Annotated in this window: 19 protein-coding genes; 2 read left to right on the plus strand and 17 right to left on the minus strand. The window is 61.8% G+C overall.

The window, feature by feature from the left end; genetic code table 11:
• Positions 1 to 29: 29 nt before the first annotated feature.
• Entirely contained in the window at positions 30 to 3,959 is a 3,930-nt protein-coding gene (gene putA, locus B0G80_RS15650) for a trifunctional transcriptional regulator/proline dehydrogenase/L-glutamate gamma-semialdehyde dehydrogenase (protein ID WP_116118556.1), read from the minus strand.
• A 324-nt stretch (positions 3,960 to 4,283) separates the two neighbouring features.
• On the opposite strand from putA, the gene B0G80_RS45845 reads away from it, so the two are divergent.
• Complete coding sequence (locus B0G80_RS45845; RefSeq protein ID WP_181916799.1) at positions 4,284 to 4,454, plus strand: hypothetical protein; 171 nt, start codon at positions 4,284 to 4,286, stop codon at positions 4,452 to 4,454.
• A gap of 124 nt (positions 4,455 to 4,578) precedes the next feature.
• Here the strand turns inward: B0G80_RS45845 and B0G80_RS15655 are convergent, their stop codons facing one another.
• The 4 genes from B0G80_RS15655 to hemE all read right to left on the minus strand — a co-directional run bounded on the left by B0G80_RS15655 (position 4,579) and on the right by hemE (position 10,228).
• Complete coding sequence (locus B0G80_RS15655; protein WP_258878891.1) at positions 4,579 to 4,827, minus strand: hypothetical protein; 249 nt, start codon at positions 4,825 to 4,827, stop codon at positions 4,579 to 4,581.
• On the minus strand, positions 4,824 to 6,245 hold the full coding sequence (locus B0G80_RS15660; protein ID WP_116119673.1) for a YeiH family protein: 1,422 nt from the start codon (positions 6,243 to 6,245) through the stop codon (positions 4,824 to 4,826). The genes B0G80_RS15655 and B0G80_RS15660 overlap by 4 nt, the downstream gene beginning before the upstream one ends.
• Before the next feature lie 170 nt (positions 6,246 to 6,415).
• The gene (locus B0G80_RS15665; protein WP_181919958.1) at positions 6,416 to 8,662 is read right to left on the minus strand and encodes a primosomal protein N'; all 2,247 of its coding nucleotides are present in this window, start codon (positions 8,660 to 8,662) and stop codon (positions 6,416 to 6,418) included.
• Between the two features lie 465 nt (positions 8,663 to 9,127).
• A complete protein-coding gene (gene hemE, locus B0G80_RS15670) occupies positions 9,128 to 10,228 on the minus strand; it encodes a uroporphyrinogen decarboxylase (RefSeq protein WP_116118558.1) in 1,101 nt (366 codons plus the stop codon).
• Between the two features lie 218 nt (positions 10,229 to 10,446).
• Between hemE and B0G80_RS15675 the strand changes: the two genes are divergently transcribed.
• Entirely contained in the window at positions 10,447 to 11,244 is a 798-nt protein-coding gene (locus tag B0G80_RS15675) for a transporter substrate-binding domain-containing protein (RefSeq protein WP_116118559.1), read from the plus strand.
• A gap of 888 nt (positions 11,245 to 12,132) precedes the next feature.
• On the opposite strand, the gene B0G80_RS15680 is transcribed toward B0G80_RS15675, so the two are convergent.
• From B0G80_RS15680 to B0G80_RS15735, 12 genes are all read right to left on the minus strand, one after another.
• Positions 12,133 to 13,863, minus strand: a complete 1,731-nt coding sequence (locus B0G80_RS15680) for an AMP-binding protein (RefSeq protein WP_116118560.1) — start codon at positions 13,861 to 13,863, stop codon at positions 12,133 to 12,135.
• Between the two features lie 235 nt (positions 13,864 to 14,098).
• Positions 14,099 to 14,524 carry a F0F1 ATP synthase subunit epsilon gene (locus B0G80_RS15685; protein WP_012434800.1) on the minus strand — a complete coding sequence of 142 codons (426 nt, stop codon included), beginning with the start codon at positions 14,522 to 14,524 and terminating at the stop codon, positions 14,099 to 14,101.
• 69 nt (positions 14,525 to 14,593) lie between these two features.
• Positions 14,594 to 15,988 (minus strand): F0F1 ATP synthase subunit beta, encoded by a 1,395-nt coding sequence (gene atpD / locus B0G80_RS15690; RefSeq protein WP_116118561.1) that lies wholly within the window; start codon positions 15,986 to 15,988, stop codon positions 14,594 to 14,596.
• Between the two features lie 102 nt (positions 15,989 to 16,090).
• Positions 16,091 to 16,975, minus strand: a complete 885-nt coding sequence (atpG, locus tag B0G80_RS15695; protein ID WP_106284868.1) for a F0F1 ATP synthase subunit gamma — start codon at positions 16,973 to 16,975, stop codon at positions 16,091 to 16,093.
• A 139-nt stretch (positions 16,976 to 17,114) separates the two neighbouring features.
• Positions 17,115 to 18,656 carry a F0F1 ATP synthase subunit alpha gene (atpA, locus tag B0G80_RS15700; RefSeq protein WP_116118562.1) on the minus strand — a complete coding sequence of 514 codons (1,542 nt, stop codon included), beginning with the start codon at positions 18,654 to 18,656 and terminating at the stop codon, positions 17,115 to 17,117.
• Positions 18,657 to 18,714: 58 nt separating this feature from the next.
• On the minus strand, positions 18,715 to 19,254 hold the full coding sequence (locus tag B0G80_RS15705) for a F0F1 ATP synthase subunit delta (RefSeq protein WP_006050846.1): 540 nt from the start codon (positions 19,252 to 19,254) through the stop codon (positions 18,715 to 18,717).
• 2 nt (positions 19,255 to 19,256) lie between these two features.
• Positions 19,257 to 19,727, minus strand: coding sequence for a F0F1 ATP synthase subunit B (locus tag B0G80_RS15710; protein WP_106284870.1), 471 nt, complete (start codon positions 19,725 to 19,727; stop codon positions 19,257 to 19,259).
• 136 nt (positions 19,728 to 19,863) lie between these two features.
• Positions 19,864 to 20,133, minus strand: coding sequence for a F0F1 ATP synthase subunit C (gene atpE / locus B0G80_RS15715; RefSeq protein ID WP_007180033.1), 270 nt, complete (start codon positions 20,131 to 20,133; stop codon positions 19,864 to 19,866).
• 88 nt (positions 20,134 to 20,221) lie between these two features.
• Positions 20,222 to 21,073, minus strand: a complete 852-nt coding sequence (gene atpB, locus B0G80_RS15720; protein ID WP_106284871.1) for a F0F1 ATP synthase subunit A — start codon at positions 21,071 to 21,073, stop codon at positions 20,222 to 20,224.
• A 163-nt stretch (positions 21,074 to 21,236) separates the two neighbouring features.
• Positions 21,237 to 21,782: an ATP synthase subunit I gene (locus B0G80_RS15725; RefSeq protein ID WP_116118563.1), complete on the minus strand. Its 546-nt coding sequence runs from the start codon at positions 21,780 to 21,782 to the stop codon at positions 21,237 to 21,239.
• An 829-nt stretch (positions 21,783 to 22,611) separates the two neighbouring features.
• Positions 22,612 to 23,499, minus strand: a complete 888-nt coding sequence (locus tag B0G80_RS15730; protein WP_116118564.1) for a ParB/RepB/Spo0J family partition protein — start codon at positions 23,497 to 23,499, stop codon at positions 22,612 to 22,614.
• A gap of 18 nt (positions 23,500 to 23,517) precedes the next feature.
• The gene (locus B0G80_RS15735; protein ID WP_116118565.1) at positions 23,518 to 24,309 is read right to left on the minus strand and encodes a ParA family protein; all 792 of its coding nucleotides are present in this window, start codon (positions 24,307 to 24,309) and stop codon (positions 23,518 to 23,520) included.
• Between the last annotated feature and the right edge of the window lie 42 nt (positions 24,310 to 24,351).

Here is a 24,351-nt window from a genome sequence, read left to right on the forward strand (position 1 = left end):
TTCTTTTTGAAAAGATCAATGAGGTTCGCTCAACCGATCGTCATCAAATTCGCATTACCGCCTGCTGCTGCCGTATTCACGCTGACCGAGCGTTCCGTCAACAGACGCTCGAGCGCGTAATCCTCGTCGCCGCTTTCCAGCGCGCCTGCCGCAACGCCTTGCACCGACACGATCGGGCCCGGACGCTTCGCGACTTCCTTCACCAGCGCCAGCAACTCGTCGCTATCGCCTTCGAACAGCACGGCGTCGAACGGTGTATCGGCGCTCTTCTTCACGCTCGCATGTGACTTCAGCGACGCGGGCAACTGCGCCACCAGTTGTTCACCCGCCGCGCCTTCGAACAACGCGCGATTTCCGGTAGCCAGTGCCGCGGCAAACTGCACGCGCGCGCCGCTCGCCGTCGACGCAATACACAGCACCGTGCCGCGCGCGCCCAGCGTGTACGTGTTGCGCTCGCCAGTCGGTCCCGACAGTACCGCGGTGGCGCCCGCCGGCACATGCGACAGATAGCCGTCACAGCGCGCGGCCAGCACCGGCTGTTGTTCGGCGATCAACCAATCGCGATAGGCCGTCAATGCAGCGGACGGATTGTCGCTGTTTTCGGCTGCCTTCGGTACATCCACGACCAATGCCTGCGCGAGCGACTTCGGCAAACCGGCCGGACGCGTCGCCAGCAAGCGCTGCAAATACAGCGCGCCGCCCGCTTTCGGACCCGTGCCCGACAAACCTTCGCCGCCGAACGGCTGCACACCCACCACCGCGCCGATCACATTGCGGTTCACATAAATGTTGCCGACGTGCGCGCGGCTGATCACGTGAGCGATGGTTTCATCGATCCGCGTATGGATGCCGAGCGTGAGGCCGTAGCCCGTCGTGCGAATCTGTTCGAGCAGCTTGTCGAGCTGGCTGCGGCGGTAACGCACCACATGCAGCACCGGACCGAACACTTCGCGCTTCAGTTCGTCGATGCTGTCCAGTTCGATCAGCGTCGGCGGAACGAAGGTGCCTTGCGCGCAACCGTCGGGCATCGGCAATTGCTCGACTTTGCGGCCTTTCTCGCGCATCGTCGCGACGTGCGCGTCGATACTGCGTTTCGCGTCGAGGTCGATCACCGGGCCGACATCGATCGACAGGCGGTCCGGATTGCCCATTGCCAGTTCGCGCATCGCACCCGTTAGCATCTCCAGCGTGCGGTCGGCGACATCGTCTTGCAGACAAAGAACGCGCAGCGCGGAACAGCGTTGACCGGCGGAGTCGAAAGACGATTGCAGCACGTCCGCGACCACCTGCTCAGCGAGCGCCGACGAGTCGACGATCATCGCGTTCTGGCCGCCGGTTTCCGCGATCAGCGGAATCGGCTTGCCGTCCGGATCGAGGCGGCTCGAGAGCGTCTTGTTGATCAGACGCGCCACTTCAGTCGAGCCGGTGAACATCACCGCGCGAGTGCGCGGATCGGCCACCAACGCAGCGCCGACCGTTTCGCCATTGCCCGGCAGCAGTTGCACTGCGCCCGCCGGGACGCCGGCTTCGCGCAGAATGCGCACGGCTTGCGCGGCGATCAGCGGCGTCTGTTCGGCCGGCTTCGCGAGCACGGTGTTGCCGGCAGCGAGTGCCGCGGCCACCTGGCCCATGAAAATCGCCAGCGGGAAATTCCACGGGCTGATACAGACCACCGGACCGAGCGGGCGATGCGTGTCGTTGGAGAACTCGTCGCGAATCTGCGTGGAGTAGTAGCGCAGGAAGTCGATCGCTTCGCGGATTTCCGCGACGGCGTTGGCCAGCGACTTGCCGGCTTCACGCACCACCAGACCCATCAGCGTATGCATCTGCGCTTCGAGCAGATCGGCGGCACGCGCGAGGCAATCGGCGCGCGCTTCGACCGGCGTGGCTTGCCAGATCGGCGCCGCGGCGACGGCATGCGCCAACGCGGCGCTCACATGTTCCGGGGTCGCTTCAACGACCGTGCCGACGAGGTCACGATGATCCGCCGGATTGCGCACATCGCGCGCCACGCCCACGGCGATCTCGTTGTCCTCGAGCATCGGCGCGGCGCGCCACGGATGGTGCGCGCTCGCCAGCAACGCCGACGACAACGACGCCAGCCGATGCTCGTTCGACAGATCGAGGCCCATCGAATTGAGACGCTCGGCGCCGTACAGATTGCGCGGCAGCGGAATCTTCGCGTGCGGCGCGCCGAGCGGCACGATCTTCGAGGCTTCGTCGACCGGATCGGCGATCAGGTCCTTGATCGCGACGCTTTCATCGGCAATGCGATTCACGAACGACGTGTTCGCGCCGTTTTCCAGCAGACGGCGCACGAGGTACGCGAGCAGCGTTTCATGCGTGCCGACCGGCGCGTACACGCGGCACGGACGGTTCAGCTTGTCGCGGCCGGTGACTTCCTCGTACAGCGGCTCGCCCATGCCGTGCAGGCACTGGAACTCGTACTGGCCGGGGTAGTAGTTGTTGCCCGCGAGGTGATAGATCGCCGAGAGCGTGTGCGCGTTGTGCGTGGCGAACTGCGGATAGACCGCGTCGGGCGCGCTCAGCAGTTTCTTCGCACAAGCGATGTATGAGACGTCCGTATAGATCTTGCGCGTGTACACCGGATAGCCTTCGAGGCCGTCCACTTGCGCGCGCTTGATTTCGGTGTCCCAGTACGCGCCCTTCACGAGGCGCACCATGATGCGGTGACGGCTGCGGCGCGCCAGATCGATGATGTAGTCGATCACGAACGGGCAACGCTTCTGATATGCCTGCACCACGAAGCCGATGCCGTTCCAGCCGGCCAAGTCTGGATCGAAGCATAGCGCCTCGAGCAGATCGAGCGAGATTTCGAGGCGGTCGGCTTCTTCGGCGTCGATGTTCAGGCCGATGTCGTAGCGGCGCGCGAGAATCGCGAGCGAGCGCACGCGCGGCAGGAGTTCGCTCATCGCGCGTTCCTGCTGCGAACGCGAGTAGCGTGCGTGCAGCGCGGAGAGCTTGATCGAAATGCCCGGGCCTTCGTAGATGCCACGGCCGCCGGCAGCCTTGCCGATCGCGTGAATCGCCTGCTCGTACGACGCGTAGTAGCGCTGCGCGTCGGCTTCGGTGGTGGCCGCTTCGCCGAGCATGTCGTACGAGTAGCGGAAGCCGCGCGCTTCGTATTTGCGGCTGTTGGCCAGCGCCTCGGAGATGTTCTCGCCCGTCACGAACTGCTCGCCCATCAGGCGCATCGCCATATCGACGCCCTTGCGGATCAGCGGCTCGCCGCCCTTGCCGATCAAACGCGTCAGCGCCGACGAGAGGCTCGTTTCGCTATTGGTCGTCACCAGCTTGCCGGTGATCATCAAGCCCCAGGTCGCCGCGTTGACGAACATCGAGGGCGCCTGGCCCATGTGCGATTTCCAGTCGCCCTTGCTGATCTTGTCGCGGATCAGCGCGTCGCGCGTGGCGCGATCGGGAATGCGCAGCAGCGCTTCGGCGAGGCACATCAGCGCCACGCCTTCCTGGCTCGACAGCGAGAACTCGTGGATCAGACCTTCGACGCCACCGCCCTTGCTCTTGGTGCGCAGCGTTTCGACGAGCTTGCCGGCCATTGTCTGGACATCGCCCGCGAGGTTGGCCGGCAAGCGAGCCTGACCGACCAAGAACGGCAAGCATTCCGGCTCGGGACGACGGTAAGCGGCCGTGATCGCCGCGCGCAGCACCGATTGCGGTTGCACGTTTTGTGCGAACTCGAGGAACGGGTGCGATGCGCCGTCTTCTTCCTGCTCGACCGTGACGCCGTCGGCGAGATCCGCCGAGCCCGTCACGCCCGACAGTTCGGGCGGCAACTGACCGTGCTCGATCTTTTCGAGGTACGCGAAGATGGCCTGCTTGATGAGCCAGTGCGGAGTGCGTTCAAGACGGGTAGCGGCATCTTTCAGCCGTGAACGCAGGAGGTCGTCGACCTTGACGCCAAGGGTGGTGCTAGCCATGTTTCCTTCTTCGGATACCAAACGAATGCGCTGGGAAAGACTAAAAGTTGGGCGAATCGTACGCCTCCCAATAAAAAGGTGCAACCATGTTCGGCGCATGGTTGCACCCTACTGAGAGCCTTGTGCGGCGAGGGTTTGCGCCAGATGGCGCTGGCCGCTGGCGCAGTGGTTGCGCTTAGTACTTTCCCTGGCGTGATTCTTTTTGCATTTACCCTTATCAGAACGGGTCGGCGCGCCGTTATACGGAACATAGCGGCACGCGGCCTCCGGGCACGCACAAAAAAACGGTACGGGGTTTTAGAAAGACAGGCGAGGACAGGTGAAATGGAAAAGTGGCTGGTAATACTGGGCATCTGGGCGATGTGCGCGACTTGCGCGGTGTTGTTCATGCGCGGCGCGACGAGTGGCCCAGGCAGGCGCGAGCCCGACGAGGAACACGTGCCCGCGGCGTCGCGCGCATCGGTGGGCGACGCGCGGACGGCGTTAAACGAGTGAACTGAACAAGTGAATGGGCGCGTCCGGCGTTCCGTGCCGGACAGAGCGAGGACTATCTTCGGCTGACGCGCTGGCGGAACGCTGGCACCGCCGGGCTCGACGCCGCGGCTGGCTTAGGCGCGCGTCAATGTTGACGAACCGGTTCGAACCGCGCGCAACTGTCGCCGGGCGAGACGAGTTGGTCGTGCAACCGGCAGAGCCGGCTGTTCGCCACGCTCGCGCCGAATGCGGAACCGAACACGGCGAGACCCGGAATGCCCTGCTCCAACGAGTCCCGATTCTCAGCGCGATGCCGGCAGCCCGCGCAGCACGGCGCGTGCGTTTCATCGCGCGCCAGCGCTGTGCTGTCGACGCGGACCGTGCGCCCCATCATGAGCCCTGCCCCAAGCTATTCCAGTACGGCGCGAACACGTGCGCGGACAGCGCGTAACCGATGGCGATATTGACCACCACGCCCACCGTGAATGCGAGGAACGGCTTCAGGCCGGTTGCAGTGAGCGAGCGCAAGCGCGTGGTCAGCCCGATGCTCAGGAAGCAGAAAGTGAACGCCCACGTGCGCAACGCCGTGATCGGCGCGACGAAGTCGGGCGTCACGACTTTGCGGTAATCGGCCAGCGAATAGTGGCTGGCGATCCACGTCAACTGCGCCGACGCGATCACGAAACCGATCACGAACTTCGGGAAGCGCGCCCAGATCTCGCCGGCGTTGGCCTTGGCTTTGACGCCGCTATCCTGCGATTCCCATCGCGTCGTCGCGACGATCGCCAGCACGAACGCCCAGATGCCGATCCAGATATCGCGGCCGACCACTTTCATCAGCGTGAACGCCTGCAACGACGCCTCCGGCGCGCCGGCAATCGCGCCGCCCGCGTGTTTCGCAAAGTCGCCGTACGCTTGAGCGGCCGCGATGCCGGCGGCGTCGGCGAATTCAGACGTCCCGATCCACGCGCCGGCGACTGCAGTCGACAGGCCGAGCGAGCGGGATGCGAACGGCAATACGAAGATCATCACGATCGCCCAAAGCACCACCAGCGTGATCGCCACCGACGCCTGCTCGCGCTTGGCGCGCACTGCGCCAGCAATCGCGATGGCCGCCGAGACGCCGCACACCGCGCCGCCGACGCCGAGCACAGCGGCAAAACGCCGGTCGAGGCCGAACGCTTTCGCGGCAAAGAAGATCACGAAGAACGTGACGAGCGAGACGATGGTGGCCTGCCCGACCGCAACCGGTCCCGCCCAGACCAGCAACGTGAACGGCAACGTCGCACCGAGCAGCACGATGCCGACCTTGATATAAAACTCGACGCGCAAGCCGGCCGAAAACCATTCAGGCAGCGTGAACACGTTCGAGATCAGCAGGCCCAGCGCCAGCGCGACGAGCGGCGGCTCGAGGTTGTACTTCGACGCGTTCACCCACGCGCCGAGCGTGAAAATCAGCGCCGACGCGATGAACAGAATCAGGAACGACGCCAGGAAGGCGCCGACCCGCTGTTTGAGCGCCGCCAGGCTTACGCCGAAGAGCAGCGCGAACGCTATAAACAGCGCGGCATAGTTCGGCAAATGCTTGCCGACGTCCTGCGCGGCCTGCGCCACGCTCGACCATTTGGCCGGCGCCACCGCCAGCCACTTGATGCTGCTGCCCGACGCGAACAGCGCCCAGGCGACCACGATCACCAGCAGGCCGACCCACACCGCCCACCAGTCTTCAGTGGAAAAAAGCCCGCCCCCGTGCGTGCCAGGCCGGTTCGTCGGCGCCGCGGCGGGTTGTAGTGCTGGATTCGTATCGCTCATCGCCATGCCCCGAGGAAGTTGAGGTGCCTCGGCGCCGGAGTGTTGGAGTTTTGCCCGAAAGTGCGCCGATTCGGCGAAATATAGGCGAGCGGCGTCGCAAAACGAAACGACCATTCGCTCTAAGAATATGACCGAAAGAAGTAACGGCGGCGTCGCCCCGGCGATGCGCCTTAGATGTCGAGCGGATCGACTTCCAGATTCCAGCGCAGCACGCCTTTCAGGCCGCGCAGCAGCGGCTGCCACGCACGCAAGGTGGCCTGCAAGGCGGCCCGCGACGCGCTCTCGATCAGCAATTGCGCGCGGTGCACGTGCATCACCTTGACGATGGTGAGCGGCACGGCGTCGTAGACGGTCACACGATCGGCAGCCGCAATGCCGGTCAACTCGGCCGCCGCCTGTTGCAGGAAGGCGAGCGCGGCTTCGAGCGTGCGGCCTTCCGCCCGCAGCAAGGCCTGATAGACGAACGGCGGCAAATGGGCGTCGCGTCGTTCGGCCAGCGTGGAGTTGGCGAAGCCGACGTAGTCGTGGCGGCCCAACGCGTGATAAAGCGCGTGGCGCGGATAGCGCGTCTGCACCAGCACTTCGCCCGGCAAACCCGCGCGGCCTGCGCGGCCGCTCACTTGCATCAGTTGCGCGAAAAGCCGTTCGCTCGCGCGGAAGTCGTGGGAAAACAACGCGGTATCGGCGTTCAGCACGCCGACCAGCGACACGCGCTGAAAGTCGTGGCCTTTGGCGATCATCTGCGTGCCGACGAGGATGTCGACTTCGCCCGCGTGGACGTCGGAGAACAGCGCCTGCGCGCTGCCTTTACGGCGCGTGCTGTCGGCGTCGATGCGCAAGATGCGAGCGCCGGGCACCGCGCCCGCCAGCGTCTCTTCGACGCGCTGCGTGCCACGGCCCATCGGCGCGATATCGACGTTGCCGCACTCCGGGCACGAACGCGGAATGCGCGCTTCCCAGCCGCAGTGGTGACAGCGCAGCGCGCGCTCGGGCTTATGCAGCACGACATACGCGCTGCAACGTGGACAACCGGCGACCCAACCGCAGGCATCGCAGGCAAGCTGCGGCGCATAACCGCGGCGGTTCAGGAACACGAGGCTTTGCTCGCCGCGTTCGAGCCGTGCCTTTAACGCTGCGATCAGCGGCCCCGACAAACCTTCCACCGATGCCCGCCCGCGCCGCCGCTCCTCTTCCAGATCGATCAGTTTGACGGTCGGCAATACGGCCTCGGCGACGGCACGGCGCGACAACGTGAGCCGCTTGTAGCGGCCCTGGTCGGCCTGCCACCAGCTCTCCAGCGACGGCGTGGCCGAACCCAGCACGACCGGCAAGCCGAGTTGCTTGGCGCGATAGATCGCCAGGTCGCGTGCCGAATAGCGCAGCCCTTCCTGCTGCTTGTAGGCCGGATCGTGCTCCTCGTCGACGACAATGATCGCGAGCTTCGGCAGCGAGGCCAGCACCGCCAGCCGCGTGCCGAGCACGATCCGCGCGCGGCCGGTGTGCGCGGCGAACCAGTTGCGGGCGCGCTCGCCTTCCGCGAGGCCGCTGTGCAGCGTGACGATTGACGTGCCCTCGAGCGCGGCGAAACGCGCGCGGAAGGCCGCTTCGAACTGCGGCGTCAGATTGATTTCAGGGACGAGGACGAGCGCCTGAGCGTCGGGCTTTGCGGCCAGAATCTCCGCGAGCGCGCGCAAATAGACCTCTGTCTTGCCGCTGCCCGTCACGCCGTGCAGCAGGAACGGCGCAAAACCGTCGGCATCGCGGATGGCCTCGACGGCGGCCGCCTGCTCGTCCGTGAGCGTGGGTAGCGTGGGCGCGGGCGCGCCAGGCAAAGCGACCGTGACCAACGCCGCCGCGGCCTCGACGATGTTCAGCGTGATCCAGCCTTCCGCCTGCCACGCGTCGAGCGTTGCCATTGCTTTGGGGTGCAGCGCGCGAGCATCGGCGGCAAGCACAAACTCGGTCCCGGCCAACGCCTGCGCCAGTTTCCGCAGCGCGCTCGCCCGCGCCGGCAGGGCATCGGGCAATGCGGCGCGGCCTGCGGGCGTGAGACTGTAGCGCTCTTCCGGCGCGAACAGACGCGACCAGCGCGACGCATCGCGCAGCGCCTGCGGCAATGCGGGCAATGCGACCTCGCCGAGACCACGCTGGTAGTAGTCGGCGGCGAACGCGGCCAGCTTCAGCCATTCCGACGACACCGGCGGGCAAGCTGTGCACACGCCACTCACCGAGCGAAGACGATCGGCCGGCACGTCGCTGTGAGCGGTCACTTCGCAGACGAGCCCCACGACGTGGCGTTTCCCGAACGGCACGCTGACCAGCCTTCCCAGCGCGACAGGCTCAGGCGTGTCGCAGCGGTAGTCGAACAGAGTCGGCAGCGGATGGTCGAGCGCGACGCGGACGAACACGTCGCTCACGCGTCAGCAGCGGTCGGAGGAACGAGCGCGACACGATGCCACATCGCGAGGTCCATCGAGCAGACGGCGAATCCGTAGAAGTTAAAGTAAAACTTCAATTTCGGCGCTAAGTTTTGGATTCGGCTGAACAATTGCAATCGGTCCGCGTGCCTGTGGATAACTTTGTTGAGAACTTTGCCCGGACGGCCCGGGAACCGCGCCGCAGCGGCCTTCTGTGGGATTCCGCACAGTCTGTCACGAACCCGGGAAACCCTTGCCAGACAAGGCTTAGATCAAATGCGCCTGCAAAGTGCAAGGGCCAGGACACGACTAAAGCTTCTACCGCGCCGCAGCGTGATGAATGTGCATAAGTCAAGTCTTGACTTTCGCAAGACCGCCATCTGACGGCCTGTTAGCTGCAAATTTGCCCTTAGACCGAGAGCCCAGTTCGCTGCAATGCAACAAAAAATGGTAACGATTACGGCTTCAGGCCGGTGCATGAGCGCCGCTGCGGATCGCCCGGCTATGACGATGCACTTCGTCCACCAGCTCAGCGACATTCTCCGGCGGCGTGAATTGCGAAATACCGTGGCCGAGATTGAACACGTGGCCGGGATGGTTCCCGAAGCTGTCGAGCACCGCACGAGCTTCCATGCGGATCGAAGCCGGTGGCGCGAACAACACCGAGGGATCGATATTGCCCTGTAGCGCCACCTTCCCGCCTACGCGTTCGCGTGCCTTGCTCAGGTTGACCGTCCAGTCGAGGCCGACCGCATCCACGCCGGTTTCGGCGATCTCGTCGAGCCACAGGCCACCACCCTTCGTGAAGGTAATGACCGGGACTTTCTCGCCGTCATGCTCGCGCTTCAGCTGACTTACCACCTGCTGGATGTAGTGCAGCGAGAAACGTTGATACACACCGTCTGCCAGCGCCCCGCCCCACGTGTCGAAAATCATCACGGCTTGTGCGCCGGCTTCGATCTGCGCGTTCAGATACGCCGCGACTGAGCGCGCGTTGATGTCGAGAATGCGGTGCATCAGGTCCGGACGGGCGTAAAGCATCGACTTGACCGTGCGGAAATCCGCCGACCCGCCGCCTTCGACCATGTAGCACGCGAGCGTCCACGGACTGCCCGAAAAGCCGATCAGCGGTACGCGTTGACGGCCTTGCGCGTCGGTCAGCGCCGTGCGAATTTCGCGCACGGCGTCGGTCACGTAGCGCAGCGTGGCGTCGATGTCCGGCACGGCGAGCCGTGCGACGTCGTCTTCCGTGCGAACCGGGCGAACAAACTTGGGACCCTCGCCGGTCACGAACTCGAGGCCGAGGCCCATGGCGTCGGGCACAGTGAGGATGTCCGAGAACAAGATCGCGGCGTCGAGCGGATAACGCTCGAGCGGCTGCAACGTGACTTCTGTCGCGAACGACGGGTTCTTCGCCAAACCGAGGAAACTGCCCGCGCGACCACGCGTGGCGTTGTATTCCGGCAGGTAGCGGCCAGCTTGCCGCATCAGCCAGATCGGCGTGTAGTCGGTCGGCTGGCGCAGCAGCGCGCGCAGGAAAGTGTCGTTCAGGAGTTTATGGGCCACGTTGCGTACGACTGAGGGCAAAGGGGCATTTTACCGGAGCCGGCTCGCCGCATCGTGCTTGATCCGGCCAATAACTGTTGGACGCGCCGCTCGCGGCCGGTTTTCCGCGGGCTGGCCGCGGCGTCGTGACCTGGCTGAACGGCCAATGTTCAAGCGCGAATTGCCGGGCTATCATCCAACGGACTTACCAGACAATTACATACAACCAAGGAGACTCGATGAACAAGGTAGCACTCGCACTGCTCGGCGCACTGGCCGGCGTTTTGATGCACGCAGGCGTGGCCGGGGCACAGACCAGCGCCACACCCGCAACGCCCTCGCGACTCGACGAAATTCTCGCGCGCGGTACGCTGCGCGCGTGCACGACGGGTGACTACAAACCGTACTCGTTTTACAAGGCGGACGGGCAGTTTGAAGGCATCGACATCGACATGACCGAGTCGCTCGCCAAGTCGCTCGGCGTCAAGACGGAGTACGTCAAGACGTCTTGGCCGAATCTGATGAACGACTTTGTCGCCAAGTGCGACGTGGGCGTCGGCGGTGTGTCGCCGACCCTCGAGCGGCAGAAGCGCGCGTTTTTCACGGAGGCCTACATGGTCGACGGCAAGACGCCGATCGTTCGGTGCGACGACGTCAACAAATATCAAACCGTCGCCCAGATCGACCAACCGGCGACACGCGTGATCGTCAATCCCGGCGGTACCAACGAGCGCTTCGCGAAACAGTACTTTTCGCGTGCGAACTTGACCGTCTATCCGGATAACGTGACGATCTTCAAGCAGATCCTCGCCGGCAAAGCGGACGTGATGGTGACGGACGCGTCGGAGACCCTGCTACAGCAGAAGCTAAACCCCGGCCTTTGCTCGGTTCACCCGGACAAACCCTTCCAGTATGGTGAAAAGGCTTGGCTGCTGCCGCGTGGCGATGTGTCGTTTCAGCAATACGTCAACCAGTGGTTGCACCTTGCGCGAGCGACGGGCGAGTATCAAGCCATTTCGGACAAGTGGTTGAAGTAGCCTGAAGCATTTCTTGGCCGCCCTCGTTCTCTTTTTTCACTGTAAGACAGCGGCGGTCGAGAAACGCCAAATGATCACGCTCGCGCGCCAATCATGTAACTTACGGGGCGCTTTTAAGTAAAACCTAAAAAATAGCGCCATCGCAGCTCGCTGCGAACGCATTCTTTGCGCCCTAATTGCGTGTCCGTACGGATGCTGCAACGCAATGCGACTGCGTACGTTGGATAGCAGAAGTTTGTGACTGCTGGCCAGCACCGGCAAGACCGGGAGTCATTCGTCCAAAAGATGAACGTGCAACCATTTCATGCGGCATCGACTTAACGGATTACGCCGCATTATGCTTCGCGAATAGCATCAATCATGCGTATGAAATTGCGACTGAGTCATCGGTAAAAATTGCGTTTAAATCGTCGCTTTTTGGCAATATGTCCTGCAGCGCCTTATCTGGCGGGCGTTACAACCTGAAACACTTTGTTACCGCGCTCGTAGATTAATTCGCCCACAATGCCCTCAACGGTTTCAACACGGATGTGGCTGTGTGCGTGGTGTGAGCGGATACGATGCACTTGCCGGTCGGCCTATGCCGAAGCCCTGTGAAGGGGCATCCCTGCTGGGGCCGTAGTCGACGTAGGGTCGTCGTCTCAGTCGGTTCCTTCTTTGGTCTCCTCGCGCTAACCCCGTAGCGTGTGGTTTTTAGCGGGCTCCAGGCCCGCTTTTTTTTCGTCTGGCCAAACGTTTGCGCGGTGCGGTAGCGCGCCGTTTCGGGCACGTTCGCGGCTTTTAGCGACTTGTACGGCAAACGATTGGTTCCACTTGGTTTGTCCCTCATGCCCTATCGGCTGAGCCGGGTCGCGCAATGACGTTGCCGCGCGGACCAGCCGTTGAGTTTCACGCCGTCTTGTCTTCCTGCAGCTTCAATTCGCTGATCATCCGCTCGCGCATGATGAACTTCTGCACCTTGCCGGTCACCGTCATGGGCAGTTCGTCGACGAAACGGATGTATTTGGGCACCTTATAGTGCGCAATCTGTCCCTGACAGAACTGCTGGATCTCTTCGGCTGTCGCCTGCTCGCCAGCGCGCAATACGACCCACGCACACACCTCTTCGCCGTACTTTGTGTCGGGCACGCCGAACACCTGCACGCTCTGGATCTTCGGGTGGCGGAACAGAAACTCCTCGATTTCGCGCGGATAGATGTTCTCGCCGCCGCGAATCAGCATGTCCTTCAGACGGCCGACGATGTTGCAGTAACCTTCGGCGTCGAGCGTCGCCAAGTCGCCCGTATGCATCCAGCCATCGACAATGCTTTCGCGCGTCTTCGCCTCGTCGCCCCAATACCCCTGCATCACTGAATACCCGCGCGTGCAAAGCTCACCGGTTTCGCCCACCGGCACGATCTCGCCGAGAGGATCGACGATTTTCACTTCGAGATGCGGCTGGATGCGGCCGACCGTTGTCGTGCGCTTGTCGAGCGGGTCGGTCGTCGAGCTTTGGAACGAGACCGGACTGGTTTCCGTCATGCCATAGGCGATGGTGATTTCGCTCAGATGCATTCTGGAAACGACCTTCTTCATGGTCTCGATCGGGCAAGGCGAGCCCGCCATGATGCCGGTGCGTAGGCGCGAGAAGTCGTAGGTGGCGAAGTTCGGATGATCGAGTTCGGCGATGAACATGGTCGGCACACCATGCAACGCAGTGCACTTCTCTTCCGCGACCGCGGCCAGCGTCGCGGCCGGGTCAAAGCCTTCGCCTGGAAATACCATATTGGCGCCGACCGACACGCACGCCAGCACCGCCAGCACCATGCCGAAGCAGTGGTACAGCGGCACCGGAATGCATAAGCCGTCCTGCTCGCTCAGCCGCATTGCCATGGCAATGTAGCGCGCGTTGTTCACCACGTTGCTGTGGGTCAGCGTTGCGCCCTTCGGATTGCCTGTCGTGCCGCTGGTGAACTGGATATTGATCGGCTCATGGCACGAGAGCGTCGCGCCGATCGCGTCGAGCCTGGCCACGTCGAGCGACGCGCGTCCCTGCTCGATCACGTCGGAAAAGGTCAGCATGCCGGGCGTTTCCGTGTCGCACATGCGAATCATGTAGCGCAACTCGGGCAACCTTGCCGCGTGAAGTTCACCGGGCGCCTGCGTGGCCAGTTCGGGCGCGAGCTCCTGCAGCATCTCCAGGTACATAGACGCCTTGAAGCGCTCGGCGGCGATGATCGCCTTGCAGCCAACCTTATTCAGCGCGTACTCGAGCTCCGCGAGCCGATAGGCTGGATTGATGTTGACCAGTACGGCGCCGATTCGCGCGGTCGCAAACTGGGTCAGCAGCCACTCCACGCGATTCGGCGACCAGATGCCCACACGGTCACCCTTCGCAATACCGAGTGTGAGCAGCCCTGCCGCCAAAATGTCGACTTCGTCAGCGAACTCCCTCCAGGTCCACCGAATCCGCTGCTCGCGAAACACCACGGCCGGACGATCCGGAAAGCGTGCCGCGGTATCGCGCAGAAACCGGCCGACCGTCGCTTCGCTCAGCGGAATGTCGGTCGACCCGCGGACATATGACAGCCCGTCTTTGGGTTCGATCAGTGCACCTTCGCCTGACACATGCGTTGCCATGGTGTTGTCTCCGTGAGCTCAGCGGAAGCTCGTCTGTTGAAATGAATTTGAAATCGATTGTGCCACCGGCGTGTGTCGGTCCGGCATCAAGTGTTACCCGCACCGCATTGCCGAACCGCCCGGGCGTGGCGACGATTGCCACGAAAACACAATTTTGCTTACCTTTCCGTTAACGTCAAGTCGAGGTCAAAAAAAAAGCAGCCACGAAGGCTGCTTTCTCTCTGATACGTAATGCTTAGTTCTGACCGCGCAGCTTGCGCAGGCGCTGGATCGCAGCGAGCTGAGCCGTCGCGTACGCCAGTTCCGCTTGCGCGGTCGCGTATTCGAGGTTCGAACCCGTGTTCTGCAGCGCTTCTTCCGCACGCTTGCGTGCATCTTCAGCCTTGGCTTCGTCGAGATCCTTGCCGCGAATAGCCGTGTCGGCGAGAACCGTCACAGCGCCCGGCTGGATTTCGAGGATGCCGCCGGCGACGAAGACAAACTCTTCTTCACCGTTTTCAGCTTCGATGCGCACCGCACCCGGACGAATCCGCGTGATGAGCGGCGTGTGGCCCGGCAAAATACCGAGTTCACCTGCTTCGCCCGGCAGCGCGACGAACTTCGCCTGGCCCGAGAAGATCTGCTCTTCCGCGCTGACGACGTCTACTTTAATGGTTGCCATATCGACTCCTGGTGAGCGTAACTCGAGGGCACCGACATTGGCCGGCGCCCGCTTCTATACACCCGACCTTTACTGGATCTTCTTGGCCTTTTCGAAGGCTTCGTCGATCGTGCCGACCATGTAGAACGCTTGTTCCGGCAGGTGGTCGCACTCGCCGTCAACGATCATCTTGAAACCACGGATCGTTTCCTTCAGCGGCACGTACTTGCCCGGCGAGCCCGTGAACACTTCAGCGACGTGGAACGGCTGCGACAGGAAACGCTGGATCTTACGAGCGCGCGCCACGGCGAGCTTGTCTTCCGGCGCCAGTTCGTCCATGCCCAGAATCGCGATAATGTCGCGCAGTTCCTTGTAGCGCTGCAGCGTTTGCTGCACGCCGCGCGTGATCGAGTAGTGCTCTTCACCGATCACGTTCGGGTCGATCTGACGCGAGGTCGAATCGAGCGGGTCGACTGCCGGGTAGATACCCAGCGAAGCGATGTCACGCGACAACACAACCGTTGCGTCCAGGTGGCCGAAAGTCGTAGCCGGCGACGGGTCGGTCAAGTCATCCGCAGGGACGTACACGGCCTGAACCGACGTGATCGAACCGGTCTTGGTCGACGTAATACGCTCTTGCAGCTTACCCATTTCTTCAGCCAGAGTAGGCTGATAGCCCACTGCCGACGGCATACGGCCGAGCAGCGCCGACACTTCCGTGCCTGCCAGCGTGAAACGGTAGATGTTGTCCACGAAGAACAGCACGTCGAGACCTTCGTCACGGAAGTGCTCAGCCATCGTCAGACCGGTCAGCGCGACGCGCAGACGGTTGCCCGGCGGCTCGTTCATCTGGCCGTACACCAGCGCGACCTTGTCGAGAACGTTCGAGTCCTTCATTTCGTGATAGAAGTCGTTCCCTTCACGGGTACGCTCGCCAACACCGGCGAACACGGAATAACCACCGTGTTCTTTAGCGATGTTGTTGATCAGTTCCATCATGTTCACGGTCTTGCCGACGCCGGCGCCACCGAACAGGCCCACCTTACCGCCCTTGGCGAACGGGCAGATCAGGTCGATAACCTTGATGCCGGTTTCGAGCAGTTCCGTCGACGGCGACAGCTCGTCGAACGCCGGAGCCTTCTGGTGAATACCGCGAACCACGTCCGAGTTGATCGGGCCGGCTTCGTCGATCGGACGACCCAGCACGTCCATGATCCGGCCGAGGGTCGGCAAGCCGACCGGCACGCTGATCGGCTTGCCAGTGTTCTTCACCGTCGTACCGCGGCGCAGACCGTCCGATGCACCCAGACAGATGGTACGGACGACGCCGTCGCCCAGCTGTTGCTGGACTTCGAGGGTCAGTTCCGAACCGTCGAGAATGAGCGCGTCGTAAATCTTCGGCATGTGGTCACGCGGGAATTCCACGTCGATCACCGCGCCGATGCACTGTACGATCTTGCCTTCTACCAAAGCAGTAGTACTCATCGCTTTTCCTTTAGATACTCAATTCTTCACTCGCGCAAAGGCGCAGTTTCGATGGGGTGCGCCGCGAAGGCGCACACGAAGCGGCGTGCCTGACCGTCAAGGTCAGACTGCCGCCGCGCCACCGACGATTTCCGACAGTTCTTTCGTGATCGCGGCCTGACGGCTTTTGTTGTACACGAGCTGCAGTTCGTTGATGACCGTCTTCGCGTTGTCCGAAGCGGCCTTCATCGCGACCATGCGTGCCGACTGTTCCGATGCCATGTTTTCCGCGACGGCCTGATAGACCAGCGCTTCGACATAACGCACCAGCAGTTCGTCCACCACTGCCTGCGCATCCGGCTCGTAGATGTAGTCCCACTGCGTGCTCGGCGTCGTGCCGTCTTCTTCCTTGCGCTCGAACTGGTCTGCCGACAGCGGCAGCAGTTGCTCGATCACCGGCTCCTGCTTCATCGTATTGACGAAGCGCGTGTACGCGAGGTACACCGCCGAAACCTTGCCTTCGGAGTACAGGTCGAGCTGCACCTTCACCGCGCCAATCAGCTTTTCCAGATGCGGCGTGTCGCCCAGATGCACGACATTCGACACTACCTTGGCGCGCAAACGGTTCAGGAAACCCAGACCCTTGGTGCCGATCGCAGTTGCTTCGATCGTCTTGCCCTGGCCTTCCAGTTCCTTGAACTTCTGCAGCGACGCGCGCAGCACGTTGGTGTTCATACCGCCGCACAGACCTTTATCAGTCGTGACGAGGATGATGCCGGCCGCCTTCGCGCCTTCGTTCGACACCATGAACGGGTGACGATACTCCGGGTTCGCACGGCTCATGTGCGCAGCGATATCGCGGACCTTGTCGGCGTACGGGCGAGCAGCGCGCATGCGCTCCTGAGCGCGGCGCATCTTCGATGCGGCCACCATCTCCATCGCTTTCGTGATCTTGCGCGTGTTTTGCACGCTCTTGATCTTGCCGCGAATTTCCTTCATTCCAGCCATTGCTTGCTCCTTGTCGGCCCGAGTTAGCGCTTCAGCGCTTACTCGGGTCCCATGCAAAGCGATCGAAGCAGCGCGGGTTCAGTTGCCTGCGGCCCGCGCCGCTTCAAGGTCCGTTTATGCCTTGCGGGTCACTCGCGGATCAATAAGCGCCGGACTTCTTGAAGTCTTTGAGAGCCGTGTGCAGCAGGGCTTCGTCGTCCTTCGAGAGTTCCTTGGTGTCTTCGACGCGCTTGATCAGGTCAGCGTGCTTCGTCTTCAGGTAGTCGCGCAGGCCCTTTTCGAACGGCAGCACTTGCGCAACTTCCAGATCGTCGAGGTAGCCGTTGTTCGCTGCGAACAGCGCGACAGCCAGTTCCCACACTTGCAGCGGCTGATATTGCGGCTGCTTCAGCAGTTCCGTCACGCGGCGGCCGCGCTCCAGTTGCTTGCGGGTGGCTTCGTCGAGGTCCGATGCGAACTGCGCGAACGCAGCCAGTTCACGGTACTGCGCGAGGTCGGTACGGATACCGCCCGACAGCTTCTTCACGACCTTCGTCTGAGCCGCACCACCAACGCGCGACACCGACACGCCGGCGTTAATTGCCGGGCGGATACCTGCGTTGAAGAGGTCGGTTTCCAGGAAGATCTGGCCGTCGGTAATCGAGATCACGTTCGTCGGAACGAATGCGGTCACGTCGCCGGCTTGCGTTTCAATGACCGGCAGTGCCGTCAGCGAACCGCTCTTGCCCTTCACTTCGCCGTTGGTGAACTTCTCGACGTAGTCTTCCGACACGCGAGCAGCACGCTCCAGCAGACGCGAGTGCAGATAGAACACGTCGCCCGGATACGCTTCACGGCCCGGCGGACGGCGCAGCAGCAGCGAAATCTGGCGATATGCCCAAGCTTGCTTGGTCAAATCGTCATAAACGATCAGCGCGTCTTGACCGCGGTCGCGGAAGTATTCACCCATCGTGCAGCCGGCGTACGGTGCCAGATATTGCATGGCAGCCGATTCCGAAGCCGAAGCGGCCACGACGATCGTGTATTCCAGCGCGCCGGTTTCTTCCAGCTTGCGCACCACGTTCATGATCGACGAAGCCTTCTGGCCGATCGCGACGTAGATACAGAAGAGGTTCTTGCCCTTCTGGTTGATGATCGCGTCGACTGCGACTGCGGTCTTGCCGCACTGGCGGTCGCCGATGATCAGCTCGCGCTGGCCACGGCCAACCGGCACCATCGCGTCGATCGACTTCAGACCGGTTTGGACCGGTTCCGAAACCGACTTACGCCAGATCACGCCCGGAGCAATCTTTTCGATTGCGTCGGTCTTTTTCGCGTTGATCGGGCCCTTGCCGTCGATCGGGTTGCCGAGTGCGTCGACCACGCGGCCGAGCAGTTCCGGACCCACCGGCACTTCGAGAATGCGGCCCGTCGTCTTGACGATGTCGCCTTCCGAAATATGTTCGTACTCACCCAGAATCACGGCGCCGACCGAGTCGCGCTCGAGGTTCAGTGCGAGACCGAAGGTGTTGCCCGGGAATTCGAGCATTTCGCCCTGCATCACTTCCGACAGGCCGTGAATACGCACGATACCGTCGGTCACGGAGATCACAGTGCCCTGGTTGCGAACGTCTGCGCTCGCTTCAAGGCCCTGGATCCGGCTCTTGATCAGCTCGCTGATCTCAGAGGGATTGAGTTGCATTATTCGCTCCTGATAGTCAATTCTGTTGCGTGCCAGCCGCTTCAGCGCATAAGGCGCTTCAGGCCGTCAGAGCCGTTTGCATGCTGGCAAGCCGCGCGCGGACCGAGGTATCGAGCACTTCATCGCCGACCGTCACGCGCACGCCGCCGATCAACGACGAGTCGATCTCGACCGTCGGCTTCAGCTTGCGTTTGAACTTGCGTTCGAGACTTGCGACGAGGTCGTTCAACTGCGCGCCTTCGAGCGGGAATGCGCTGACGATCAGCACATCGGCCGCCCCTTCGCGGGCGTTCTTCAACTCTTCGAACTGCACAGCAATTTCCGGCAGCAATTGCAGACGATGGTTGTCCACCAGCATTTGCACCAGATTCTTCGCTTGCGCGTTGTCCTTGAGCGGCGACTTGACCGCGGCCAGCAGCAGTTCGCTGACCTGGGCGCGGCTTACTTTCGGGCTCGAGGCGATCGACAGCACTTCGGGCAGACGCGCAACCTGTGCCAGCTCCTGCACGAGCGTGGACCAGGCGGCGATGTCACCAGCTTCGGCCACGCCAAACAGCGCTTCTGCGTACGGACGGGCGATGGTTGCAAGTTCGGCCATGATCAGAGCTCGGCTTTCAGTTGATTCAGCAGGTCAGCGTGAGCTGCCTGGTCGACTTCGCGCTTCAGGATCTGTTCAGCGCCCTTCACAGCGAGTGCGGCGACTTCACCGCGCAGCGTTTCGCGCGCCTTCACGACTTGCTGGTCCGCGTCGGCCTTCGCTTGCGCGATGATGCGAGCGGCTTCAGCCTGTGCTTGAGCCTTGATTTCGTCAGCGACTGCCACAGCGCGCTTTTCTGCGTCAGCAATACGTTGCTGACCGTCGTTGCGTGCCTGAGCGAGTTCCTGGTCGACGCGCTTGTGAGCGGCTTCGAGTTCTGCCTTGCCCTTTTCAGCAGCCGACAAACCGTCAGCAATCTTCTTCGAGCGCTCGTCGAGGGCGTTGATCAGCGGCGGCCACACGAACTTCATCGTGAACCACGCGAGGATCAGGAACACGACCATTTGCGCAAACAGGGTTGCGTTGAGATTCACGGTGTTTCCTTAAACGTTGCTAGTTCGGAAAGTGAAACGGCAAGGCGCTCATCGATTCTGTTCGATCAGCGCCCGAGTGCCCGTTCCGCCCTGCGCCCTCACTAGTTATAGCTCAGGCGCAAACTTCCGAGGAACCTCAGCCTGCCAGCTTCGACAGCAGCGGGTTCGCGAACGCAAACAGCATTGCCACACCAACGCCAATCAGGAACGCCGCATCGATCAGACCAGCCAGCAGGAACATCTTGGTTTGCAGCGGGTTCATCAGTTCCGGCTGACGTGCACATGCTTCGATGTACTTGCCGCCCATCAGGCCGATACCGATACAGGCGCCGATTGCACCCAGGCCGATGATGATGCCGATACCGATGGCGGTCAGACCCTGGATGTTGGCGATGAAAGCTTGCATGATCACTCCTTTGTGAAAAGTCTTTTAGAACTGGTTGGAACTGGGATTTAAATGAAACAAAACTAAAACGTCGTTCGACAAGCCGCGATTAGTGGCTGTCGTGTGCCTGGCCGATGTACACCAGCGTCAGCATCATGAAAATAAATGCTTGCAGCAGAACGATCAGGATGTGGAAGATCGCCCAAACCGTGCCAGCGATGACGTGGCCGATGAAGCCGAGCACTGACGCGTCCGCGCCGAAACCCCACATGCTGCCGAGCAGGGCAATCAGCAGGAACAACAGTTCGCCCGCGTACATGTTGCCGAACAGCCGCATGCCGAGCGAGACCGTCTTTGCGACGAACTCGATGATGTTCAATGCAAGGTTCGGGATCCACAGGAGCGGATGCGCACCGAACGGAGCGGACAGCAATTCATGTACGAAGCCGCCTGCGCCCTTGATCTTGAAGTTGTAGTAAATCATCAGCGCGAACACGCCGAGTGCGATGCCGAGCGTGCCGTTCAGGTCGGCGGTCGGCACGATGCGGTGATGGGGGATGACTTCCGACAGACCCAGCCAACCGATCACGCGGCCCGGCAGATCGACGGGGATGAAGTCGAGCGAGTTCATGAGGGCAACCCAGACGAACACGGTCAACGCCAGCGGCGCGATGAAGGTGCGCGTGCCGTGGATCATCGACTTCGATTGATCCTCGACCATTTCAACCAGCATTTCGATCGCGCACTGGAAACGGCCCGGCACGCCGGACGTTGCCTTGCGGGCAGCGAGATGCAGAATCAGGATCGTGGCCAGACCGCAAACGATCGACCAGAAAAGGGTGTCCAGATTCCAGACGTGAATGTCGAAAATCGACGTCTGGTGTGCGGTGGAAAAGTTCTGCAAGTGGTGCGCGATGTACTCGGACGGATCCAGAGCGCGCGTGCCTTCGCTAGCTGCCATATCGTTAATGCCACCCAAATTGTCGAAAATCGTCTTAGGCCGTTCCCGCAGCAATGCTGTATTGCGGGAACACGCCGGGTGCGGATCGTGTCATATCCGCACTCCTGATGCCGGCGCTGCGCGCCAGCCTGAATTTATTGCTGCTACTTTCGTTACTGCTACCTTAGCGCCAGGCTAAGGCGATCCAGTACGTCTTGAGCGCGATGAGGTAGGTCACGAGCAGCGGAACCCAGCGTACGTCGTGATACCAGAAGGCGATGGCTACAAACATCGCGATCGTTGTCCCCATCTTGAGCGCTTCGCCGATCATCCAGCTCATTGCTGTTTCGGCGCCGCTCAGCGTTCTCAGTCGTGCCGCGAACAACGCGCTCGGCACCCAGCAGATCGCTCCTCCCAGGAACGCGGACAACGCAGCAGCGCCCGGTGGCTTGTAGAACAGCCACCACACCAGCGTAGCACCCAGGGACAAAACCATTTGCGCTGCCACGACCTTGAAAGGCGTGACGCGCGATGGACGGCTCACGGTAGGACCAAATAGCTTTTCAGCTTCGGCCCGCGTGAGCGGAACGATATTATTATCTTGCTGCTCGACATCCCACGTTTCGACAGATGCTGCTTGCTGACCGGTGGACGCAACGGAATCCTTGCGTTCAGCGCGGTGTTCGTCGTGCCCATTCTTCGGCGCTTGATTCGACGTTTTGACCGCCATCGCAGTGTTCCGAAAGTCTTGTTCCAGCCCGCGAGCTTACGCTGCGCTTACGGGGTTCCCGTGCAATTAAATCCGGGCGATTGTAAGCGATAGTTGCAGGCAATTCAAGACTTTAGGCCGTTCAATAACCCGCGTGAAAAGGCTCCTCACCATGCGGGAGCGGCTGTTTCGCCGGGCGAAACACGTCAAATGTAAGGCTGTCGGGCAGTGCCAAAACACGCTGCCTAAGACGGAAGAATTTGTCCTCGCTGATGGCTCGTTTAAACGCCGTGGCCGACGTCTCGAAAATGCAACAAACGCCGATTTTTGCCTAAGCATATGGACATTGCGGGCACTGCCGGGTAGGCGCAATGGGAATATCCACGAGAAAGCGTTGTCGAGAAGTATCCCCTCGTTTGCGCCGATTCAATGTGCCGGCGAGGAGGCGGTCAAGTTTCAGCCTTTGCTTCGGACACGCCCTCCTCGCCAAACTTGTCCCGTGGAGATTGCGGCCTGGCCGCTTCGCGGCTCCTGACACCAGTTGGGCTCAAATGCCCCGTATCGCGACGCCGACGTAGCCGTCACGCGCCGACGGCCCCAATCCTCGCGGCCAGCAAGCGTCCGTGAAATGACCGGATATATGAGTAATCCTGATTATCCCACACCACTTTATTTAGGAATCCGTCGGACGTTGATATGGATCACTGGTAGGTCGCAAAATCCGATCAAAGAAACCATGCGCCTTTTGCAAAGCCGCCGCGTCAAATGATCCACGGTAAATCCCACAGCTTGCGATCGGCAACAGGCCTTATCGCAAGCTATCAGGTGCCCTTGCCGGTCAACTCGTCAATCAGGCGGTGGCGTTACCACGCAAGCGGACCAGAATGCCCTCCAACGCATCCAGATCGCCGAAGTCCACCAGCACCTGGCCGCGCCCGCGTCGGCCGAGTTTGATCTTGACCGTCGCCGCCAGCAAGTCCGACAGCTCTTCTTCCAGCCGGCGAGTATCGCGGCCGCCATCGCCATTCGCACGCGCCTTCACCGCCGGCGCGGCCTTTGTAGTCGCCGTCACAAGCTTTTCGGTTTCGCGCACCGACATGCGCTTGTTAACCACCTGGTTGGCCAACGTGATTTGCGTCGCGGCGTCGACGGCCAGCAGTGCGCGGGCGTGGCCCATGTCGAGATCGCCGGCCAGCAGCATCGTCTGTACGGGCGATGCCAGGTTAAGCAGACGCAGCAGATTCGATACCGCGCTGCGCGAGCGGCCAACCGACTCCGCTGCCTGTTCGTGCGTGAAATTGAACTCGTCGAGCAAGCGCTGGATCCCCTGCGCTTCTTCCAGCGGATTCAGATCTTCACGCTGAATGTTCTCGATCAGCGCCATCGCGGCGGCGGCCTGGTCCGGCACGTTCTTCACCAGCACCGGCACTTCTTCGAGGCCCGCGAGACGCGCCGCGCGAAACCGCCGTTCGCCGGCGATGATCTCGTACTTGTCCGCCGAGATAGGACGCACGAGAATCGGCTGCATCACCCCTTGCGCACGGATGCTGGCCGCCAGTTCTTGCAATGCGCCCTCGTCCATGCGCGTACGTGGCTGATATTTGCCCGCTTGCATCTTGCTAAGCGGCAGCACATTCGGCGCACCTTCAATCGTTACTGCCTCGGTAATGTCTGCCGTACCGCCCAGCAATGCTTCCAGACCGCGGCCCAATCCCTTCTTTCTCGCTACTGCGTTCATCGTGCTTCCTCGATCCGCTTAGGATGCCTGGGGCGCGTCATTCAATGCGCGCACCCGCTCAATCATTTCCGCGCCGAACTGCACATACGCCTGCGCACCTCGCGATGCCCTGTCGAACACCACGCCCGGCAAACCGTAGCTCGGTGCCTCGGCGAGACGCACGTTGCGCGGGATCACCACGTCGAACACCTTGTCGCCGAAATGCTCTTTCAGCTGATCCGAGACTTGCTGCTGCAGTGTGATGCGCGGGTCGAACATCACGCGCAACAGACCGATCACCTTCAGGTCGCGGTTGAGGTTGGCGTGCACCTGCTTGATGGTGTTGACCAGATCGGACAGACCTTCGAGTGCGAAGTACTCGCACTGCATCGGGATCACGACGCCGTGCGCGGCGCACAGGCCATTGAGCGTCAGCAGCGACAAAGCCGGCGGGCAGTCGATCAGCACGAAATCATATTCGTTTTCAACTGCCGCTAGTGCAATCTTCAATTGCCGCTCACGGTTCTGCACACTGACCAATTCGACTTCGGCGCCGGCGAGTTCGCGGTTCGCGGGCAGCACGTCGTAATCGACAGCCTCCGGGCGCACTCGCGCATCGGCAACCGCAACGCCGTCCACCAGCACTTCGTAGACGGTGTTTGCGCACGCAGCCTTATCGATGCCGCTGCCCATCGTGGCGTTGCCCTGCGGGTCCAGGTCGATGAGTAGGACTCGCTGTCCCTGCGCTGCCAAACTCGCGGCCAGATTGACTGTGGTCGTCGTTTTGCCGACGCCGCCCTTCTGGTTCGCAACGCAGAAGATTTTTGCCATCGTTGGAGTGTCCCTTTTGCAGCTTGGATGAAGTAAAAATCG

This window comes from Paraburkholderia sp. BL6669N2, from assembly GCF_003387275.1.
GTDB lineage: Bacteria > Pseudomonadota > Gammaproteobacteria > Burkholderiales > Burkholderiaceae > Paraburkholderia.

Bases quoted from the DNA above. Each gene is read 5' to 3' on its own strand.
- putA (WP_116118556.1), bottom strand. From the start codon at position 3,959: ATGGCTAGCACCACCCTTGGCGTCAAGGTCGACGACCTCCTGCGTTCA.
- B0G80_RS45845 (WP_181916799.1), top strand. From the start codon at position 4,284: ATGGAAAAGTGGCTGGTAATACTGGGCATCTGGGCGATGTGCGCGACT.
- B0G80_RS15655 (WP_258878891.1), bottom strand. From the start codon at position 4,827: ATGATGGGGCGCACGGTCCGCGTCGACAGCACAGCGCTGGCGCGCGAT.
- B0G80_RS15660 (WP_116119673.1), bottom strand. From the start codon at position 6,245: ATGAGCGATACGAATCCAGCACTACAACCCGCCGCGGCGCCGACGAAC.
- B0G80_RS15675 (WP_116118559.1), top strand. From the start codon at position 10,447: ATGAACAAGGTAGCACTCGCACTGCTCGGCGCACTGGCCGGCGTTTTG.
- B0G80_RS15680 (WP_116118560.1), bottom strand. From the start codon at position 13,863: ATGGCAACGCATGTGTCAGGCGAAGGTGCACTGATCGAACCCAAAGAC.
- B0G80_RS15685 (WP_012434800.1), bottom strand. From the start codon at position 14,524: ATGGCAACCATTAAAGTAGACGTCGTCAGCGCGGAAGAGCAGATCTTC.
- atpD (WP_116118561.1), bottom strand. From the start codon at position 15,988: ATGAGTACTACTGCTTTGGTAGAAGGCAAGATCGTACAGTGCATCGGC.
- atpG (WP_106284868.1), bottom strand. From the start codon at position 16,975: ATGGCTGGAATGAAGGAAATTCGCGGCAAGATCAAGAGCGTGCAAAAC.
- atpA (WP_116118562.1), bottom strand. From the start codon at position 18,656: ATGCAACTCAATCCCTCTGAGATCAGCGAGCTGATCAAGAGCCGGATC.
- B0G80_RS15705 (WP_006050846.1), bottom strand. From the start codon at position 19,254: ATGGCCGAACTTGCAACCATCGCCCGTCCGTACGCAGAAGCGCTGTTT.
- atpE (WP_007180033.1), bottom strand. From the start codon at position 20,133: ATGCAAGCTTTCATCGCCAACATCCAGGGTCTGACCGCCATCGGTATC.
- atpB (WP_106284871.1), bottom strand. From the start codon at position 21,073: ATGGCAGCTAGCGAAGGCACGCGCGCTCTGGATCCGTCCGAGTACATC.
- B0G80_RS15725 (WP_116118563.1), bottom strand. From the start codon at position 21,782: ATGGCGGTCAAAACGTCGAATCAAGCGCCGAAGAATGGGCACGACGAA.
- B0G80_RS15730 (WP_116118564.1), bottom strand. From the start codon at position 23,499: ATGAACGCAGTAGCGAGAAAGAAGGGATTGGGCCGCGGTCTGGAAGCA.
- B0G80_RS15735 (WP_116118565.1), bottom strand. From the start codon at position 24,309: ATGGCAAAAATCTTCTGCGTTGCGAACCAGAAGGGCGGCGTCGGCAAA.